Annotated in this window: 13 protein-coding genes; 6 read left to right on the plus strand and 7 right to left on the minus strand. The window is 58.3% G+C overall.

Annotation, left to right across the window (positions count from 1 at the left end):
* Positions 1 to 294 precede the first annotated feature (294 nt).
* The 4 genes from D2E22_RS02585 to D2E22_RS02600 all read left to right on the plus strand — a co-directional run bounded on the left by D2E22_RS02585 (position 295) and on the right by D2E22_RS02600 (position 7,689).
* Positions 295 to 5,385: a type ISP restriction/modification enzyme gene (locus D2E22_RS02585; RefSeq protein WP_126031577.1), complete on the plus strand. Its 5,091-nt coding sequence runs from the start codon at positions 295 to 297 to the stop codon at positions 5,383 to 5,385.
* A 36-nt stretch (positions 5,386 to 5,421) separates the two neighbouring features.
* Positions 5,422 to 6,621: a zinc ribbon domain-containing protein gene (locus tag D2E22_RS02590; protein ID WP_126031578.1), complete on the plus strand. Its 1,200-nt coding sequence runs from the start codon at positions 5,422 to 5,424 to the stop codon at positions 6,619 to 6,621.
* A complete protein-coding gene (locus tag D2E22_RS02595) occupies positions 6,602 to 6,859 on the plus strand; it encodes a hypothetical protein (RefSeq protein WP_126031579.1) in 258 nt (85 codons plus the stop codon). The genes D2E22_RS02590 and D2E22_RS02595 overlap by 20 nt, the downstream gene beginning before the upstream one ends.
* Before the next feature lie 209 nt (positions 6,860 to 7,068).
* Positions 7,069 to 7,689, plus strand: a complete 621-nt coding sequence (locus D2E22_RS02600; RefSeq protein WP_126031580.1) for a hypothetical protein — start codon at positions 7,069 to 7,071, stop codon at positions 7,687 to 7,689.
* Positions 7,690 to 7,703: 14 nt separating this feature from the next.
* Here D2E22_RS02600 and D2E22_RS02605 read toward each other — a convergent pair whose 3' ends face one another.
* The 4 genes from D2E22_RS02605 to D2E22_RS02620 form a co-directional block, all read right to left on the minus strand.
* On the minus strand, positions 7,704 to 8,366 hold the full coding sequence (locus D2E22_RS02605; protein WP_126031581.1) for a DUF1287 domain-containing protein: 663 nt from the start codon (positions 8,364 to 8,366) through the stop codon (positions 7,704 to 7,706).
* A gap of 251 nt (positions 8,367 to 8,617) precedes the next feature.
* A complete protein-coding gene (locus D2E22_RS02610) occupies positions 8,618 to 8,815 on the minus strand; it encodes a helix-turn-helix transcriptional regulator (protein WP_126031582.1) in 198 nt (65 codons plus the stop codon).
* Complete coding sequence (locus tag D2E22_RS02615) at positions 8,812 to 9,282, minus strand: hypothetical protein (protein WP_126031583.1); 471 nt, start codon at positions 9,280 to 9,282, stop codon at positions 8,812 to 8,814. Before D2E22_RS02615 ends, D2E22_RS02610 begins: the two co-directional genes overlap by 4 nt.
* 237 nt (positions 9,283 to 9,519) lie before the next feature.
* Entirely contained in the window at positions 9,520 to 9,882 is a 363-nt protein-coding gene (locus D2E22_RS02620; RefSeq protein ID WP_164518392.1) for a hypothetical protein, read from the minus strand.
* A 392-nt stretch (positions 9,883 to 10,274) separates the two neighbouring features.
* Here D2E22_RS02620 and D2E22_RS10845 point away from each other — a divergent pair, with 392 nt between their 5' ends.
* Positions 10,275 to 11,486, plus strand: coding sequence for a Fic family protein (locus tag D2E22_RS10845; protein ID WP_126031585.1), 1,212 nt, complete (start codon positions 10,275 to 10,277; stop codon positions 11,484 to 11,486).
* Between the two features lie 50 nt (positions 11,487 to 11,536).
* Here the strand turns inward: D2E22_RS10845 and D2E22_RS02630 are convergent, their stop codons facing one another.
* From D2E22_RS02630 to D2E22_RS02640, 3 genes are read right to left on the minus strand one after another with little or no spacing between them, the layout of a single operon-like run.
* Positions 11,537 to 12,124 (minus strand): hypothetical protein, encoded by a 588-nt coding sequence (locus D2E22_RS02630; RefSeq protein ID WP_126031586.1) that lies wholly within the window; start codon positions 12,122 to 12,124, stop codon positions 11,537 to 11,539.
* Positions 12,105 to 14,240 (minus strand): hypothetical protein, encoded by a 2,136-nt coding sequence (locus tag D2E22_RS02635; protein ID WP_126031587.1) that lies wholly within the window; start codon positions 14,238 to 14,240, stop codon positions 12,105 to 12,107. The genes D2E22_RS02630 and D2E22_RS02635 overlap by 20 nt, the downstream gene beginning before the upstream one ends.
* 29 nt (positions 14,241 to 14,269) lie before the next feature.
* Positions 14,270 to 15,472 (minus strand): hypothetical protein, encoded by a 1,203-nt coding sequence (locus D2E22_RS02640; RefSeq protein WP_241218138.1) that lies wholly within the window; start codon positions 15,470 to 15,472, stop codon positions 14,270 to 14,272.
* Between the two features lie 413 nt (positions 15,473 to 15,885).
* On the opposite strand from D2E22_RS02640, the gene D2E22_RS02645 reads away from it, so the two are divergent.
* Positions 15,886 to 18,057, plus strand: coding sequence for a hypothetical protein (locus D2E22_RS02645; RefSeq protein WP_126031589.1), 2,172 nt, complete (start codon positions 15,886 to 15,888; stop codon positions 18,055 to 18,057).
* Positions 18,058 to 18,073: the final 16 nt, after the last annotated feature.

The following is an 18,073-nucleotide window of genomic DNA, read 5'->3' on the forward strand; positions in this document are numbered from 1 at the left end:
CAATAGTAGTAGAGGGTCCGAAAGCTATTGCTTTCGAACCCTCTATCGCATTTTCACTTTGCAGGCCATCATAAAGCCTAGTTCAGAAAACAAAATGAAGATTCAGCGAGCGTTTCTGCAGAATATGAATCCTTCGACATGCCCAAAGTTGGAACAATCCTCGGTTTTCGCCACTGAATGAGTTCAGGATAGCACTTGTACAACGGATTCGAAGTCGTTCTACGATGCCGTGTTAGTGTAGGAATGCTTATCGGAGATGTTCTCATGGAACAGGTTTGAAAGGGATATAAGGCAATGGCGGCTGAGTATCGTGAAGATGAGGATAGGTCCCGCGTCGATGATCTGTTTGCGTGTATCGTTAATGAATCCGTAGATACTCGACAGCAAGGAACTCGGTTCGAACGAATCGTCAAATGGTTCCTCGAGAACGATCCATCATGGGTGGAACGCCTCGCTGAAGTGTGGATGTGGGATGATGCGCCTGAAGAACTGCGCCGTGGGCATGCAGATATGGGCATCGATCTTGTCGCATTGGACGAGGATGGTTCGTATTGGGCTATTCAAGCGAAGTGTTATACGGAGAAGAAACTGTCTGAGCGTGATGTGTCCACATTCTTCATGAACGCTTTGGTGGACGACCACTATGGGCATTTTATGATTGCGGATACTGCGCCAGCGGTTACCAAGACACTTGAGAATTATATAAATGATCATTCGGATCGAGATATAGTTCGTCTGGATCTCGACACGATGAGGCGCGCTAATCTTGACTGGGGTGCGTTTGAGGCCGGATCGCGAGCTGGTGCGCGTACCACCTATGATCCGCGTCCGCATCAGGTCGAGGCGATTGAGGCCGTCAAACAAGAACTGGCGGATCATGACCGTTGCTCGCTGATTATGGCCTGCGGTACCGGTAAGACGCTGACTGCTTTGCGTTTGTGTGAGCAGTATCCTGGCACGGGGGGGGGTACGGTATTATTCCTCGCCCCATCAATCTCACTGGTAAGCCAATCGATGCGCGATTGGGTCAACCAGACCCGCGGTCATATCAACGTATACGTGGTATGTTCTGATGCCAAGGCGAGCAAGGTCTCGGAAGAAGCCTACGGCCAGTTATCTGACATTCCGTTCCCAGCCACTACAAGCGCAGAAACCGTGGCCAGCCGATTCTCTCCCAAGCCGACCGCTCTGAACGTGGTGTTCTCCACGTATCAGTCCATTGACGTGATTCACGAGGCGCAGAAGCTAGGTCTACCTGATTTTGATTTAATCGTATGCGACGAAGCACACCGCACAACGGGGGTTATGGATGGCGAAGGTGCCTTCCAGCGTGTGCATGATAATGACTTCATCCATGGCAAGAAGCGTCTGTACATGACGGCCACGCCGCGCATCTATGGCGAAGGTGCGAAGAACAAAGCCGCTGATGGTGCTGTAGAAATCGCAAGCATGGACAACGAACGGGTTTATGGCAGGGTTGCCTACAGACTCACATTCGGTAAAGCCGTTGCGGCTGGATTGCTCACGGACTACAAGATCGTCATCATGCAGGTCGGTGAGGACCAGATGGGTCGCGCAATGCAGGAGGAATACAGTCGGGAGAATGCGCCGATTCCTCTATCAGACGCCGCCAAATTTGTCGGCTGCTGGAAGGCGATGTTCGATCGTCGTCACTCCACCTCCGTCGCCGACCTTGCCACACGCGGCCGGCATGCTGAGACCACCGTGGGCGATGACGAATCCGACCGAGTGTTGCATCATGCGATTGCGTTCTCCGCGTCCATCAAGGATTCCAAGAGCCTAACCGATAAGTTCCAGACCGTCATCGACGACTACACCAAATCGCTGGAGGACACCAGTGAAAACGCGGCAACAATCCATGCGAATGGCATTGTGACTGTTGACATCAAACACGTAGATGGCACGATGGACGCACAGATGCGTGCCGACAGACTCGACTGGCTCTCTGCCGATACCCCTGCCAACGAATGTCGAATCCTGTCGAATGCACGCTGCCTGGCCGAAGGTATCGACGTGCCCGATCTGGACGCGGTAATCTACCTGAGCGCGCGCAAAAGCAAAGTGGACATCATCCAATCCGTTGGACGTGTCATGCGCCGCGCCCCCGGCAAACAGTACGGGTACATCATCGTCCCCGTGGTCGTGCCCCTCGGCGGCGACCCCGACAAGATCCTGTCCTCGGGCGCTTACGAGACCGTCTGGCAGGTCGTGCGTGCGTTGCGTAGCCACGACGAACGCCTCGAAGCCATCATCAACGCCGCCTCGTTGGGTGATACCGACGCGTTGCGCCACATCGTCGAGGTCGAGGTCCTCGACGAAAACCGTTTGCGCCTCAACCGCAGAAAAACCCGCCGCACCTCGCATGTCGGCGCCGAGGACCACATTGGCGATGCCGGACAGGAACCGGACGAGCGCGACACCAATGCCGTGGAAGACGTGCAAGGCGAATTGGATTACGAGCTCGCCGAAATGGCGAAAGCCATCAACGCACAGATCGTACGCAAATGCGGCACGAAGATCTATTGGGGCGAATGGACCGACGACATCGCCCACATCGCAGCCGCCCGCGCCGAGCAGATCGCCCGCATTGTGCAGGACGGCCCCGCGAAAGATGCGTTCGAACGCTATCTGCAAGGTCTGCGAGACAGCCTCAACCCCGCCTATACGGACATGCAGGCCATCACAGTGCTCGCCCAGCACGAGATCACCAAACCGATTTTTGAGACCCTGTTCACCGATCGCGCCGTCATTGACAACAACCCGGTCATGCACGCGCTCGACACCGTGATGGACGAACTCTACACGGCTGGCCTGTCCCAAAGCATCGACGACCCGACCTTGCGCGACCTGTACTCCTCCGTGAAGATCGCCGCGATGCAGCTGACCACCGACATCGCCAAACAGAACCTGATCAAGGAGATCTACAACGAGTTCTTCACCAAGGTGTTCAAGGACACCGCCAACGAACTCGGCATCGTCTACACGCCAGTCGAGGTTGTGGACGCGCAGTTGCACATGGTCCAACGCGCCCTCGCCCGTGAATTCGGCCAGCAGCTCGGCGACCAGGGCGTGCACGTCCTCGACGGGTTCGCCGGCACCGGCACCTACATCTGCCGCCTGATCGAAGACACCAGCCTGATCCCCGACGAGCAACTCGAATACAAGTACACGCATGACCTGCACTCCAACGAGATCGTGCCGCTGGCCGCCACGATCATGGACATCAATATCGAACAGTCCTACCACCAACGCCACGGAGGAGACTACGCCAACTTCCCCGGAGCGTTGCTCACCGACACATTCCAAATGAGCGAGGAAAGCAACACGCTCGATGACACCGTGTTCACGGACAACACCGAACGCGTACGCAAACAGCTCGCCACTCCCATCCGCATCATCGTCGGGAATCCCCCATATCGTGCGGGCGATACGGACAACACGGGTAATCAGAACACCAAATATGAAACACTCGACGCCAACATCGAAGAAACATACGTGGCCAATTCCGATGCGACGCTCAACAATTCGCTTTACGACCACTACATCCGCGCATTCCGATGGGCATCCGACCGTATCGGCGATACCGGCATCATCTGCTTCGTGTCCAACGGCGGATGGCTCACCAGCGCCTCAGGAGCAGGCGTACGACGCTCCTTTGCCGAAGAATTCAACTCCATCTATGTATATAACCTACGAGGCAATGCTCGTGGTCAAGGTGAAGAACGCCGTAAAGAGGCCGATAACGTATTTGACTCAGGCACGAGAACTACGATAACCATCACGATGCTGGTGAAGAACCCTGCCTCTGAAGAGCATGGCGTGATCCACTACAGGAATATCGGTGATTACCTAAGTCGTGATGAGAAGTTGAACATACTTAAGGAGGCGGTGGAACAAGATCCTGAATGGACTATTCTCACGCCGGACGAGCATGGAGATTGGCTGAACCAACGTGATGACTCATATCAGAACTTTGTTCCGTTGGGGCTAGGGAAGTATAAGCGACCGTTGGGATTATTCGCGACTTATTCTGGGGGCTTGAAAACTCAGCGTGATGCATGGGCAATCAATTTCTCACTTTCTTCGGTAGTGGCTAATATGAGAGAGCTAATTCACGCCACGAATGCCGCTGCTGACGCCTTTACTGCAGATGGTGTTCATCTGCCTCAGGATTTTGCACGATTCAGTTGGACGAGACGTGTGAAGGATTATGCTGAACAGGGCTTCCATATCCCTGTTAACTTTGGCGGATTTACTGTAGAAATGTATCGCCCATTCTGTAAAGAATATGTATATTTTGATAAATACATGAACGAAATGACGCTCCAACAACCCCGAATTTTCCCGCTCGCGGAAGCGAGCGGGCGAAAGGACGCTCCAACAACCCCTGGTTCATCCTCTTTGCCTAAAAACGTGGAGACTGAAAATTCGGCGAACGAAATGACGCTCCAACAGTACTACACTCCTTGCTTTGAAAACAAGGTGATAAACATTGGTGAGCGTGGCGTAATCATTTCAGATTTACTTCCGGATCTGGAACTGAATCACCACGGCCAGTGCTTCCCGTTGTATTGGTATGAGCAAGTTGAAATCGACGTCCCTGCAGACGAGGCGCAAGGTGCTTTGTTTGAGGATCCCAATGCTCCGGAAGCCGAGCAGTCGCTGCTTGACTTGGGCGATAAGGCAACGCGGAAGAAGGCGCAGTATGTGCGCCATGATGCCATCACCAATACCGGGTTGCAGGTGTTCCGTGAAGCGTATCCGGACATGCGCATCAGCAAGGAAGACATCTTCTACTATATGTATGGCGTCCTGCATTCGCCGGAATACCGCACACGCTTCGAGAACAACCTGAACAAGGAACTGCCTCGCATCCCACTTGCGAAGGATTTCAAAGCGTTCATGAAAGCCGGTAGGGAACTCGCTCAGCTGCATTTGGACTATGAGCATGCGGATCCCTATCCGGTAGTCGAGGTCGGTGACAGCGCCAATCCTGGACGTACCGAGAAGATGCGGTATCCAAATAAGATCAAAGATCCCGAGTCCGGTAAGAAAATCAAGGATCCGACTGTGTTGCAGGTCGCGGAGCGCCTGACCTTCCAAGAGATCCCTACGCGTGCGTACCAGTACATCGTGAATGGCAAGAGCGCACTCGATTGGATCATCGACCGTTATCAGGTACGTACCGATAAGAAGACCGGCATTGTCAACGATCCGAATCTGTATTCCAGTGATCCGCGTTATATCGTCGACCTTGTACGCAAGGTCATCAGGGTGAGCATACGCACTCTGGACATCGTGGAATCGCTGCCTCCACTGGAAGAATTGCCCAAGCCGGACAACTGGCCTGCGGAATGGAACTGAGCGTTTATACTGGCGGGAACACAAGGAGAAGAAGCGATGAGCATGATCATGTGTCCTGAGTGCGGCACCCAGATTTCGAGTAGGGCGCGTTCGTGCGTGGAGTGCGGGTACGCGGGCGATGATCCCACGCGCCCCATTAGTGAGCAGATCACTCACGAGATTGTACCGACGTTCAAGATGGCGGTCGAACGTTGGGATCCGATGGCGGAGCGCGCCAATGTCGAATTGATGGATGTGTCGCCTGAGAATAACGCGGGTATTTGGAACATATTCGGCAATTGGAAACAGGTCGTCACTCTGCTGCCCGCATTGGCGGAATGGGTGCAGCAGCAGGCTTCTCATGAACCGAATAAGCAGTGGGTCGCCGATATTTCAGAATACTATGCGCGGCTCATCGACGAAGGCAAGATCGTACTCAAGGAAGCCAAGGATGGCAGTGGGATACTTCCTACGGCATATAATCTGGATGGTAGTTTCGCCAAACAATTCAGGCTCAAGGAAGTCGATCTCAGTCCGGATATGTTGCAATCCCTGCAGCATCTTCAAACACAGGTTGCCATCACTGCCGTACTCGAAGAAATCAAAGGACTGAAGGAATCCATCCAGAGCCTACAGGTCGATTTGCAGAATGACCGGTTGGCCATTGCGGATAGCGCGTGGGACAAATGGGCGCAAGCGCACATGATCCCACGCGGTCGCGCCCGCAATGACTACCTGCGCCTCGCGATGGCCACGGCGACTGATGCGAAATGCACACTCATGCGCAACTTTGCGCAGCGTAGCCTCACGCTTGGGGTGGCTGTTGGAACGAAAACCGGCGCTGCGGAAAAGGCGCGAAAAGCCAAGCGCACAATTACGGGGGAGAATGAGCGTCTTGCGATGGAGGCGATGCAGGATCTCGTATCCATCGCCAATATGGTCCGCATCGAATGCGAAGGCCACGTTGAATTGAATCAGTACGACGCGGCCGAGCAGAGCCTGGTGCAGTTCACCGACTTCGTGCACGCCCAGCAGCTCGATAATCCCGACACGTTGTTGTCGATCAACAGCTATCTTGCCAATGAGGCTGGGGGAGAGGCAGTCATTGACCAATTCCAGGAGCTGGTGTCCAGCACCGCTACGTGGAAACAAGAAGCGATTACCGCCGACATCGTGCCCCAGATAGAATCGGTAACGGTATCAGATGAAGACGGAGCCGTCACGAGCAAGGAAACATATGAAAATCAGGAAGCGTGATACGCGTAAGCAGGCTGAATCCAGCGATTCCAACGAATCCGGCGACAAACAGCCGCAATGCTCCAAATGCGGGAAGCGATTGGAATCCGCCAACACGAAAGGTATCTGTAAGCATTGTGAGGCTAAGGTGGAGGGCCATCGAGCGGCGATCCTCGCCGCTGCTGCGACAGTAGGAGGTATCGCTGTGAAGTACGGCCCAAAGGTCGTGTCAGCGGCGATGAAGGTAATCAAGAAATAATTTCGTTTGCGCCATTTTGCACTTCTATCTCGTCATCTTTGGGTGTTCGAGGTACTCAAAGATGGCAAGATAGAAGCCTTTTTGCGTCGAGACGCCTCCGTGGTCTCGCGGGATACACCCAAAAATGCCGAGATGTGCTTCATAAACGTGTGCGCCCCACTGTATATGATTCCATCCGTGTCTATTGGGCTCAAGGGGAGGAAACACTGATGCAGCAACCATATTCAGACGCATCTTCGCGCACATCCTCAGTCACTGACGCGGTGCTCCCATCTCCTTTCCGCCGGCCTCCGGCTTGGATCACGTGGGTCCTTGGCGTCATCTTTCTGCTTGACGCTCCGGTGGTACTCTTCCTGGCGTTTTTCATGTGGTGGGCGGTCACTGATAACGCCCCCGATATTCCGCCGGGCTGCTCATTTATGGACCCGTGTCCCACCACCCGTGGGGAAATTGAGCGCTCGCTCGTCTTCTGTGGCGGGTCGATCCTGCTTTGGCTCGTCTTCGTCTATTGCCTCTACCGTCTTCTGCTTGCCTGCCTCGACACCCGCGAATCCGCTGGCTCCCGTCGCACCACGATTGTCATCACTTCCGCGCTGCTCGTGGGGCTGTCCGCGCTCGTGCTTTGTGTACTGCCTGATTGGGCCTATGGCCGCCCCCTGTTTCCGGAACCGTTCTGGAATACCGGGCGGATATACTCCTACACGTACTTTTTCGCAGCATTTCTTTCCACGCTTTACCCTGCATACTTCGCGGTGCGCGCTCGCTATTGCGAATATGCACCGGGAGGAGACTGCCCAAGAGTGTGCAGCATGCAGAAGCGTAATGTTTAGCCCCCCCTCTGCGCTCAACTGACCCGGTAGTGCCCGACCAGCTCCTGCGGAAATGTGCCGAGCACATCCTCCTCGTACTGCTTTTGTTTCGCGCTTACGTGGTGGATGAGCAAGGGCAATCCGTCTGCGTTGCGTGTGTCGGAGGCGATGCCGATGTGGTTGCTGTAGACGACGATGTCTCCGCCCTGCCAAGCGCCGACGTCGGTGGTGTCTGTCGTGAGGTTGATCGCATGCGCGGCGAAGTACGCGTTGAGTACGGGGACACGGCGGAAGTCGATGTTGGCGTCAGGCGTGTCGATCGCGTACCGCTCGGGATGGGCGAGTATGTCTTCATGCACGAGTGTCATCAGATCGTAGCCTGCTCCACGCAGTGCGGCGCCTACGACGTCGGTGCACACACCGTACCCGTCGTTCGGGTAGCCGGTCGCGTAATACTCGCTTTTGTATGCCGGTTTTGTGGCGATGTAGGCGCGTGCGTTCTGCAGAATGTCGCTTTGGTCGTCGATGCCGTCGCCATCCTTGTCGATTGCGCTGATGTATGGGGTGATGCTTGGCGTTGACTGCCTCGCCGACCTGTCTTCGTCTGCGCCCCCTATTGCGCTCCCGCAGGCCGACGCCAGCGTGCAGGTGACGATGAGCGCACCTATCGTGATGACTCTGGATAGTCGTTGTGCCATATATGTCCTCCTCCGAGTTGCCCTTCGCTGGCATCTGTTATAGCGCGCTTATCGCCTATGGAGAGTGACGATAGGGTCGCGCATGCAGGGCGGCTTGCAATCCTCTTGACTCCCATGCGGGCGAAGTAGATGGCGTCCTCCTTGATCAGTTGCGTGCGGTACACGTTTGCGTAGCCGGCGTTTCGTGTAAGGCGCTTGGTGATCTTCCCGGCGGATGATGGTGCGTCATCCTGGGACATGGCCGGATGCCGTCATTTCTCCTCCGGTGTGAAGATGTCCTCGATCGTCAGGCCGAAAACGTTGGCGATCTGGAATGCGAGTGGCAGTGATGGGTCGAATCGGCCTTTTTCTATCGAGATGATTGTCTGGCGACTCACTCCGAGTATCGTGCCGAGTTTCTCCTGCGACCACTGCCGTTCGTGTCGCAGCTCTGCCAGTCGGTTCTTCATCGGTCGCTGACCTTGTGGATGAGGTAGCTTATGCCGAACATCACGGCGGTGAAAACGCAAACGGCGGCAAGTGTCCATGACACTGTCGGCGACGAACAGAAGCCTGCGATTGCGGCGCCGATTCCTGTGCCGGCGAGGAGCAGATGGAAGCTGTCTTTTGCGGCTTGGTCATACCAGCTGGTTTCCACATTATGTTCAGGGTGTGCAATAGCGCCCGGAATCGTCGACCGGTCGACGAGCAGCGTCCAACTGAGTGCGATCATCACTGGCGCAAGGCATGCGCACGCAACTGTGATGCCGACCCATGCGCGCGCGCCATCATGCGGATGAGGGAAAGCGAACCGCAGCGCGACACCCATGCCGATCGCGACCGCCAGTCCGATGGGGGCCGCCAGTCGCAACGCCGGCGTTCCGTTCGGCTTGATGCGTCCGAACCGGTACTGTTTCTGAGTTGTTTTCTCATTCATGACATAGCCTCCATGTTCATGTTGGTGTGAGGATAGGTGAGTCAAGCATATGTCAAGCAAGCTTTACTGTCAAGTTTGTTTGACGATTTGGGTTTCTTCGTTATATTTGCGCGCTGTTCCTGCCACGCGTTTGCTAAAAATCGACAATCGGTTGCTTGGATGCAGTTAGCGCACCGAGATCCTGTCGAACGGCTCTTCGTCGATCTGAGATGCCATCGTCGTCACCGGCCGGCCCAATCATTCCATGCTGCTGTGCAGGAAGTGGTAGGCGCCGTGTTCGCGTAGATAGTCGCACATGTAAGGCGGTTTGAAATCCACTTGCCCCCATGCGGGCGAGTAGATGACGTCCTCCTTGATCAGTTGCGTGCGGTACACGTTTGCGTAGCCGGCGTTTCGTTCGAGGCGCTTGGCGATCTCCCTGGTGGACGATGGCCCGTCGTCCTGGGCCATGGCGAGCAGATACTCCTTCTGCATCGAGCTAAGTCCGTCGATTTCCGGAGCGTGCACCATGTCGCCCAGTCCGCGCTGTGCTCGCCGAATCCCTTTTTCGGCTGTCTCCATCGTGATGCTGTCGTTATCTCTGGAGTATGCCCACGCCATTGTCGAGCGCCATCTCGAATTCCTCGAGGTCGTCCTCTCTGTCAATCAGTACGGGCGGCGTCATGCCTGCTGTGGGTTTGAACGGATTCGCCTTCAGGGGACCTCTTCCGAAAGTATAAAGAATATAAAAAGTATAAAAAAGTATAACGACGTATGGTGGGAGGTGCCTCGTCCAGCCTGGCCTGATGGCGTTTCCGCTGTACTGATGACATGCCGGTCGTCGGTCGTCTCCGGGAGGAGATCAGTTGCGGAAAGGCGCTGGGTCCGCAACAACCTGTGCATCCGCCGATACGATATCTGTAGCTAAGTTGTGCCATGGCTACAGATATCCGATTATGTGTAGCCATGATTATCCATAGCTACACATATCGAGCGCAGAAAGGGTGCCGGTCATGGTCGAATGGCATATCCCCGCACTTGGCCATGAGGCGCACGTATGGCATATCGCCGATGACGCGTATGTCTCCCGGTCGCAGCGCATGAAGGGCAACGGTCCATACGAATTGGCCGTTCCCATTACGTTGTGCGATCTGGATGTCAATCTGCCGTCAGCGTTGGGCACTGCGATCGACGCGGCGAGTCAGGCGTTGGCTAGATTCGATGCCTATGCACTGTGGAAACTTGGCGAACAAGTGCAGTCCCTCGGCCCGATGAGTGCGGGCCTGCTGCGCACGGAAGCTACGTCATCCTCGCAGATCGAGCATCTTACCGTCGGTGCGAAGAATCTGGCATTGGAGCTCCTTGATGAGGGAGACAGCCAGAATGCACAGATCGTCATAGGTAATGTGCGGGCGATGGAATCGGCGTTGGAATTCAGCGGAAACATGACGCAGGGGAATTTGCTGCGCATGCATAAGGCATTGCTCAGCGCACAACCCGGCTGGGACGAATACGCCGGTAGGTTCCGTGAGCAGCTCGTGTGGGTGGGGACCAGTTCGCATTCGCCGCGAGGTGCTTCGTTCGTGGCTCCGCAACCGGATCTGGTACAGCTGGCGATTGACGATCTGCTCGCATTCCTTCTGCGCGACGACATTCCCGTGCTTGCGCAGGCCGCCTTGGCCCATGCGCAATTCGAGACGATTCACCCATTTACCGACGGCAACGGTCGAACGGGCCGTGCGCTCATCCACGCCGTGCTGCGCAGCAAGGGCCTCGCCGCGCATGTGGTGCCGCCGGTTTCCGCCGGCCTTCTCCGTGCTACCAACACCTATTTTGATGCCCTTACCGCATTCCGTGCGGGGAATGCGGCTCCTGTGATTGCAGTGTTCGCTGAGGCGAGCCTTTTCGCCGCGCAGAGCGGCATTGATCTGATCGATCGCCTCGACGGGCAAATCGAGGCCGCCAAAACCGCCTTGCGAGGCACGCGTAGGGATGCGGCTGTGTGGAAGGTGCTGCCGCATCTGATCGCGCAGCCGGTGATCAACTCCCGGTATTTGCGCTCTGCCGTCGGATTATCCAAGCCGCAGGCCGAACGTGCATTGCGTGCGCTCGCCGATGCCGACGTGCTCGTTGCGCGTAACACCGCCAAGCGTAATGTCGTGTGGGAGCATCGTGGCATCCTCGACGTGCTTGATGACTACGCAGCGTCGCTGCGCCGGCAGTGATGATATTCGGATGGACAAAGAAGCAGCGTCGATTCCTGGGGCGGTTGTTCTCATCCGCCGAGCCACGTCGCCAGGAACAGCAGGTCATCGCGGTAGGGGAGCCTTGGGTCAATCGCCTCCGGCTCGAATCTGACCACGCCGTCATGCTCGGGCATGCCGGCGAACACCACGGCGCCGGAGAGCACGCAACCGCGCCAATCCTGCACGCTCAGGTCGCGCAATCCCAGCTGCGCGGTGATGGCGGTGCCATCTGCGTGCACTCCGTGCGGTGCTCCATACGGCACCGCAAGATTGTGCGGCTTGGTGCAGCGCAACGTGCCTTCGTCGGTCCGCACCAGGTCGCCGACGCCGACCAGCGCCGAACAGTACCGGTGCAGCATCGTCGGGTCGAATGCATCCTTCAACCATGGATACACGGCGTTCATCTGCGCGATCCAGTCCGTCGCCTTGTGCTCCACCGAGGTCTGCGTGATGCCCAGCGAGCCGCCGTAGCCGTCGTCGATGCAGCAAGCCTGCATCCAGAATCGCAACGCCGTGAACGTCGTGCGCACGGTGAACATATGGCCTTGCGCATCATCGCCCGGCTTCCGCGTCACGCCCAGATCGCGGGCCATCATGTCAACAAGCCGGAGAGCCATGATCGATCCTGTTGATCAGCGCGGTGAGTTTGCTCGCGATGGCGGCGTTGGACGGATGCTGGCACAGCGCGTCCGCCGCGTCGAAGCCGTTGTACGCATACATCTCCACGCACAGATGCGGCATGACCCATTCCCTCGCGGCGGTGGTGCCATGGCCGAACGCCATGATCGTGGCGGGCGTCACCATCGCCGTAGAGGTCAGGCTTGCGGTCGGTCGCAGCGTGGACAGCTGCGCGATCACCATGTCCATGTCCGCGTCCTCGCGTGTGAACGGCTGCGCCGCCTTGTACAAGGTGGGCGTGTGCGAGACGGGAAAATCGATCATGCCCGCGGTCGGCACGAAGAACACCCGCTGCCAGACCTCCGGCGCCACCAGGTGCAGATTGCCGAAGCTGCCGACCGGCAGTACGACGATTGCATCGCCCAGATCGCATCGGTTCAGCGCGAACAGCAGACTCTCGTTGACGGTGTCGAAGACATTGTCCAATACAATCACCGGCGAAACGTGCTCTTTCAGGAAGGCTTCCAGTGTCGCAAAATCACTGAAATCGACGGGAACGCCCATATGCTGCGCGGGGACGCCGGCGAGCGCGAACGCAAGCGCATTCGCCACAGCCGGCACATGGACGGCATCGATGGCCAGCAGCCGCGTTGCATGCAGCGTTCTGCACAGCTGCGTCGCAAAATCGGTCAGCCGACCGTTGTTCCGGACGTTTTCCGCCGTGAACGCGCAGCCCAACATCTGCATGTTCTGCGCGAGCGCATGCCTCACGTCGTCGGCCGGATGTGCCGGCGTCTGCGTCATCATCGGCGCGCTGTGTAGTCGTTTATCCGCGTCCGGCGATGCCGCGCGCTGCGCCGCCAGCTGCTGCAGCATGGCGTCGTTGTGCTGGATGATCTGCCGCAGGCCGAGTTTGAGCGCCACATTCTCTTCGAGTTCCTGCAGCGATTGCTGCTGCGCCTCCTCCTGCAGTTCCAGTTCCGCCTGTGCGTCGCGTATCGCGCGCTGCTTCTGCCGAAGCTGTTCGCCGAGTTCCTCCACCTGCTTCGTCAGCTGCTGCACGGTCCTGGTCTGCTGTTCCCGCTGTTTCCGCAGATCGTCGAGCTGCACGCGCAGTTTGTGCTTGTGCGCGTTGAACTCGTCTTTGAGCGCGACGGTGGCCTGCTGCCTGAACGCCGTCATCACGTCCTCGTCCTGCTTGAGCAGGTCGTAGATGATCGTCGCTATGTCGTCGGTGTTGCTGCGGATCGTCGCCTTGAGCGCAGTCTGGAGCCGGCGGAGATCCTGCGATGAAGGAGTGACGTTCAGATATTCGTTCAGATTCTCCGGTTTGCTGAACGCTTGTTCCAGAATGGCGCCTGCGTTGCGCATGTACTCGTTGCTGTTCCTCAGTCGTTCCTTGCGGATGTACCACTGCATGTACGCCTGCGCCAGTTCATGCATCGGCTTGATCAGCACGGCGGAGTTCGATGTCGGCAGTGTCAGCTGATCGTAGACGTAGCGTTGCTCGTTTCCGTATCGGCCATGGATGATGCGAATGCTTCTGTTCTTCAGCGTGACGCATGGGACGGTGTGCGGAGCCCCTTCGCTCAGCGTGAGCATTCCGTTGTGTATCGTGACCATTTCGCGTTTGAGCACGGCTGCATCCGAGGTGTCACCGCTTCCGGCGAAGAGCAGCAGCACTTTCTCCGTGGGATGCCCTGAATATCGAAAACCGCGTGCGAGTACATGGGGGAGCTCCTGTGCGCTCTGTGCCGGAGTATCGATGATCTCATACAGCGGGGGTTCGGTGGTGCGCAGGCCGCCTTGGAAGAGATTCACTGTTGGCCGATCAGGGCGATCGAAACGCGGTGTCCATTGTAGGAAACGGAAATCGGAGGGGCTGTCTTCCATATCGCGACGGAAGTTGGGATTGTAAAAGGTTTTGGGATCGTCGGCGTTCGGAGTGGTGGTGCGCTCCCACCAGCGTTCATGCATCACCCATTCGTATCGTCCGTGACCTGCCTCGTCGGTCGCATAATCGAGGATGCGCACGAACTGGCCATCGCCATCCCCGTTGCTGTTCCAGACATAAACTCCCCAGGAACGTCGGCGTTCGTCGAATGATGGTGCCATGGTAATACCCCCTCGGTTGTAGATGGTCGTTATCGGTGTGCGGAACGGATACGGGCGACGGTGACACCGTACGACTTGCCGTGCCGGGTCGGCAGTCCCTCTCGCATCTGCGTCACGTCGTAGTGTCTGTTGACTCGCTGCCGCTGCGCCCGTCGTAATGGTGACGACGCGGATGGCGTGGCGGCATCGACGATTGCGGGAGGCTCGGTGGGCCGCAAGTCGGGAGGATCCGCCAGCTCGAGACCCTCGGGATATGCGCGTGACAACGCGTAGGCGCTCCACGGCAGATGGCTGTTCGCGCGCAGGAAGCAGCAGGTGCCTTCGATATGCGTGCAGCGGCGTCCGATCTGCGTGAACCCCAGCAGTCCCGCACGGCGGGGATCGGGGAGAGCGCAATGCAATGGCGGGAAGACGATTACGTCGGATGTCTGCACATCGTCATGGGTTGCGAACGGCGTCTGATAGATCTGGAAACTCTTGGCGAACAACGGTTCGTCAATGCCGTTGGCATGCAGCTGCGGCGGCCAGATGGGGACGGCGTCCAGATCAAGGCTCGTCAATCGGAAACCATGATCGGCAAGCCAGAAATTGGCCTGCTCACGTTGTGGCGAATTCGCCAACGTGACGATACGTACGACGAGCAGATCGCCATGCGACGACGGCAATGTGCCGACGGCGTCGGCGATGTCGAAACAAGTCCGCAGCACATGCAGCTCGCGCGGGCGCACGACCGCGTAATAGTCGAAGTTGGTGTGCAGTGACGTTCCGGCGGCGAGACGACGGCCGCCGTTCGGGCCGAATTCGGCGGTGAAGAGGAACACGCGCTCGCCGTCTTCGGGAACGCCTACATTGCGCTGCCAGCGTTCCGGAACGGCGATGCGCGCACGCAGCTGGAATGCGGGATCCTCCAGACGGACGGTACGGCGACGGTTGGCCACAAGGTCGGCAAGATCATGGGAATCGTGGTCGACGATCAACATGGCATGATCGTTGCGCAGTCCGCCGATGAGATCGCATCCGAGCGAACGCCGACGGACCGACAGCTCCAGATGGAACATGGTCGTACATGGCGTGTTCGGTGCAGCTGCACGGTTGACGGTTCCGCGGTCCCTGCGCAGGAACATCGGCAGCGCGGGAGGAATCGAAGGTGTATGCGCGCCGATGGTCGCCTGATAGCGCTCGCATAGTTTCGCGACCGGATTGTTCTTCGTGTGCTTGAAATGCGCGCGCACTGTTCTGCGGGGAGCGTCATGAAGGCGCCTCGACGAACCTGCATGTGCACGTTGCCGCGAGGTTCCTGCATCGGCTGAATACTCGATGTTGCCGCGGTTGAGATGCACGGGCTGGTCGCATGACGGGCAACGGAAGCGCACGTTGGATGGGAGATCGCTCTGGAATTCAAGCACCACATCCTCCGCGGTGACGATGCGCGTGCGCGCCATCGGAATGCATTGCCATGCGGTATCCATATCGCCCCTCGCTCGCCTTCTTCGTCGGTTGCCTACAGTGTAGGCGACCGACGTCGTGGCACGCCGACGATGTTCAATATTGGAGCCATTGTTTTTGGAACGCGTCCCATTATGTCCGTCGTCGCCCTGCTATGCTTGAACCACCAACGGGGACGTGGCGGGGTGAAGGAGCCGACATGAAGGATGCATATCGTGCCTATGACGGCACAACCATCGACGATTCCTTTGCGCTGCTCGAATTCGTCAGCTGGCTGCGCAGGTCGACGCGCGACGTCCCCTGCGTGCTGCTGTCGCAGGATGCGCGAGGCCGATCGTATGTCCCTCTCGACCGGGTGCGGGCGACCGTCGGATCGCGCGCGGTGACGGTGCTGCTCGATAACGCCGTGCAGCAATCGGCGCGCAATCAGCTCGGCGACGTCAATCCCTACCGCGGCGCGGCGCGCATCTTCCCTCCCGGCGACCGGTGGCATGACGATTATCGGCTCGTTCCCTGCATGCTGCCGTCGTTGTCCAAAACAGAGTTTCTGGCGCGCATCGACGACAAACTGAACGCGCTCGTCTCCGCCGCACGCAAGCCGAGCGCCGTGTGCGTCGCACGATCCGCCGCGTCGCCTCCTGCGTCGAATCCGCAGTCGTCGAAAAACCGTGTCGGCAAGCCATCCGAGGAGCCGAGTCTCGCGGATGTGCGTGGTCCCCGGCGTTCGTTCCATATCGATCTCGCGCACGCTCCGCTGTGCCGCGACGCCATCATGTCGTCGCGACGCGAATACCCGTGCATCCTCGTATCGCTTGCGCCCGAGGATACGCGGCCGTACCTGGACGTGTCCGCGTTGCTTGACGAGATCGAGGATGCCGCCATCGTCTTCGAAATCGCCGATCAACGGACCGAACAATGGCTGCGTGAACATCTGCCGCAATGGGCGCTCGCTTATTGCGGCGCATGCCGATTCTTCCCGCCGCGCAACGGCTCCGACCGCACGTATTCACGGCTGTTTCATGTGTCTGGTCGCGAAGACGGCGCCCGTGTCGTCGCCGAACTCGCCGAGGAAGTGTGGGACACGGCGTATGCGGATGGCTACAGCATCGGCGCGGGCGTCGACGATGACACTGACGGGGACGACGACGTCGCCGACGTCATGTGCGATCGACGCGACGACATCACTGCCGGCGTCGTCGAAATGATCATCGATGACACGGCGTATGTGAGGATGGACGACGAGCCGATGCCGCGCAAGGCGACGCTTGGGACGCCGTCGGCATTCCCGGAATCGCTGCCGGTCGGCGCGCTGCTGCGCAAAGGGCAGCATGTGCGCGGCTGCGCCGTTGGCGCGGACGGATTCGAGATCGTTCCCGATTGGGTCGACGCCGCCGACGCGTTGCGCGCGTACGGGCCGGAAGCCGTCGTCGCGGGGCTCGTCACGTATGTGTGTGCGGATATGCTCAAGGTCATGCTGTATCCGACGGTCGAGGTCGAGGTGCGCGGCGCGGATCTGTTCGCCGGCACGGCGGTGAACGCGGATCTGGATCTGCGGCAGGTGTTTTCACGTGAAACAACGATTGCGCTGCGCGTCGTGGCATGTGACGCCGACGACTGGCTGTTCACATTGCCGGACGCGACGGACACGATCGTCGAGCCGCCGAGTCTGCTGCCGGAAGGACCCGTATGGCTGGACGCGGCGGACGCGTTGGCATATCTGACACGCGCCTATGCGCGCACCAGTCTCGCCGATGTGGCGATCGAAACGCTGCTTGACTCAGCCGGGACAGTGGAATCGGCACGAGCCACGCTGCGCACAATGCATCGGCAGCTGACGGAGGCGCAGAACGATAACGCGGCGCTGACGCGCGACAACGAACGGCTGCGGGATGAGAACGCCGAGCTGGCACGCCGCAACCGCGCCTGCGAAAAGACGATCGAGGAGAACAACCCGCTTGCGGCGTTCAGCGGACGGTTCGCCTCGGTTCGCGAGGAGCTCGACTGGCAGTTGAAAGCGCAATCGCTGCTGCAGTTCACGGTCGAGGATCGCAGTCGGCGGCCATTGGCGCAATGGTCGTATGCGGGCGGGTTCTTCGATTCGTTGGAGGAATGCGAGCACGGGGACATGTCGCGATGGTCGCTGATCCGCACGATGCTGCTCGTGCTCGCCGGCAAGGAGACGCTCAACGGCCTGCGGCAGCACCAGCTGCGCACGGGCAGGGGAGGGGACAACCCGGGTCGCAAGGACGGTTATGGCAACACGATCCAACGCTGCAACGTGCACGGCCAGTACAGGCTGCACTTCACGCGGGACGGCGCCGGGCGGATCACGTTCGTCTCGGTGAACACGCACGACGAACTGCTGCTGTAGCGCCTGCGGAGGCGGC

It is taken from the genome of Bifidobacterium castoris (assembly GCF_003952025.1).
In the GTDB taxonomy this organism is placed as follows: Bacteria; Actinomycetota; Actinomycetes; order Actinomycetales; family Bifidobacteriaceae; genus Bifidobacterium; species Bifidobacterium castoris.

What these genes read in the sequence shown, in the direction of transcription:
- D2E22_RS10845 (WP_126031585.1), top strand. Translation starts at nt 10,275, where the DNA reads ATGGTCGAATGGCATATCCCCGCACTTGGCCATGAGGCGCACGTATGG.
- D2E22_RS02615 (WP_126031583.1), bottom strand. Translation starts at nt 9,282, where the DNA reads ATGAATGAGAAAACAACTCAGAAACAGTACCGGTTCGGACGCATCAAG.
- D2E22_RS02585 (WP_126031577.1), top strand. Translation starts at nt 295, where the DNA reads ATGGCGGCTGAGTATCGTGAAGATGAGGATAGGTCCCGCGTCGATGAT.
- D2E22_RS02595 (WP_126031579.1), top strand. Translation starts at nt 6,602, where the DNA reads ATGAAAATCAGGAAGCGTGATACGCGTAAGCAGGCTGAATCCAGCGAT.
- D2E22_RS02620 (WP_164518392.1), bottom strand. Translation starts at nt 9,882, where the DNA reads ATGGCGTGGGCATACTCCAGAGATAACGACAGCATCACGATGGAGACA.
- D2E22_RS02605 (WP_126031581.1), bottom strand. Translation starts at nt 8,366, where the DNA reads ATGGCACAACGACTATCCAGAGTCATCACGATAGGTGCGCTCATCGTC.
- D2E22_RS02635 (WP_126031587.1), bottom strand. Translation starts at nt 14,240, where the DNA reads ATGGCACCATCATTCGACGAACGCCGACGTTCCTGGGGAGTTTATGTC.
- D2E22_RS02590 (WP_126031578.1), top strand. Translation starts at nt 5,422, where the DNA reads ATGAGCATGATCATGTGTCCTGAGTGCGGCACCCAGATTTCGAGTAGG.
- D2E22_RS02610 (WP_126031582.1), bottom strand. Translation starts at nt 8,815, where the DNA reads ATGAAGAACCGACTGGCAGAGCTGCGACACGAACGGCAGTGGTCGCAG.
- D2E22_RS02645 (WP_126031589.1), top strand. Translation starts at nt 15,886, where the DNA reads ATGAAGGATGCATATCGTGCCTATGACGGCACAACCATCGACGATTCC.
- D2E22_RS02600 (WP_126031580.1), top strand. Translation starts at nt 7,069, where the DNA reads ATGCAGCAACCATATTCAGACGCATCTTCGCGCACATCCTCAGTCACT.
- D2E22_RS02630 (WP_126031586.1), bottom strand. Translation starts at nt 12,124, where the DNA reads ATGGCTCTCCGGCTTGTTGACATGATGGCCCGCGATCTGGGCGTGACG.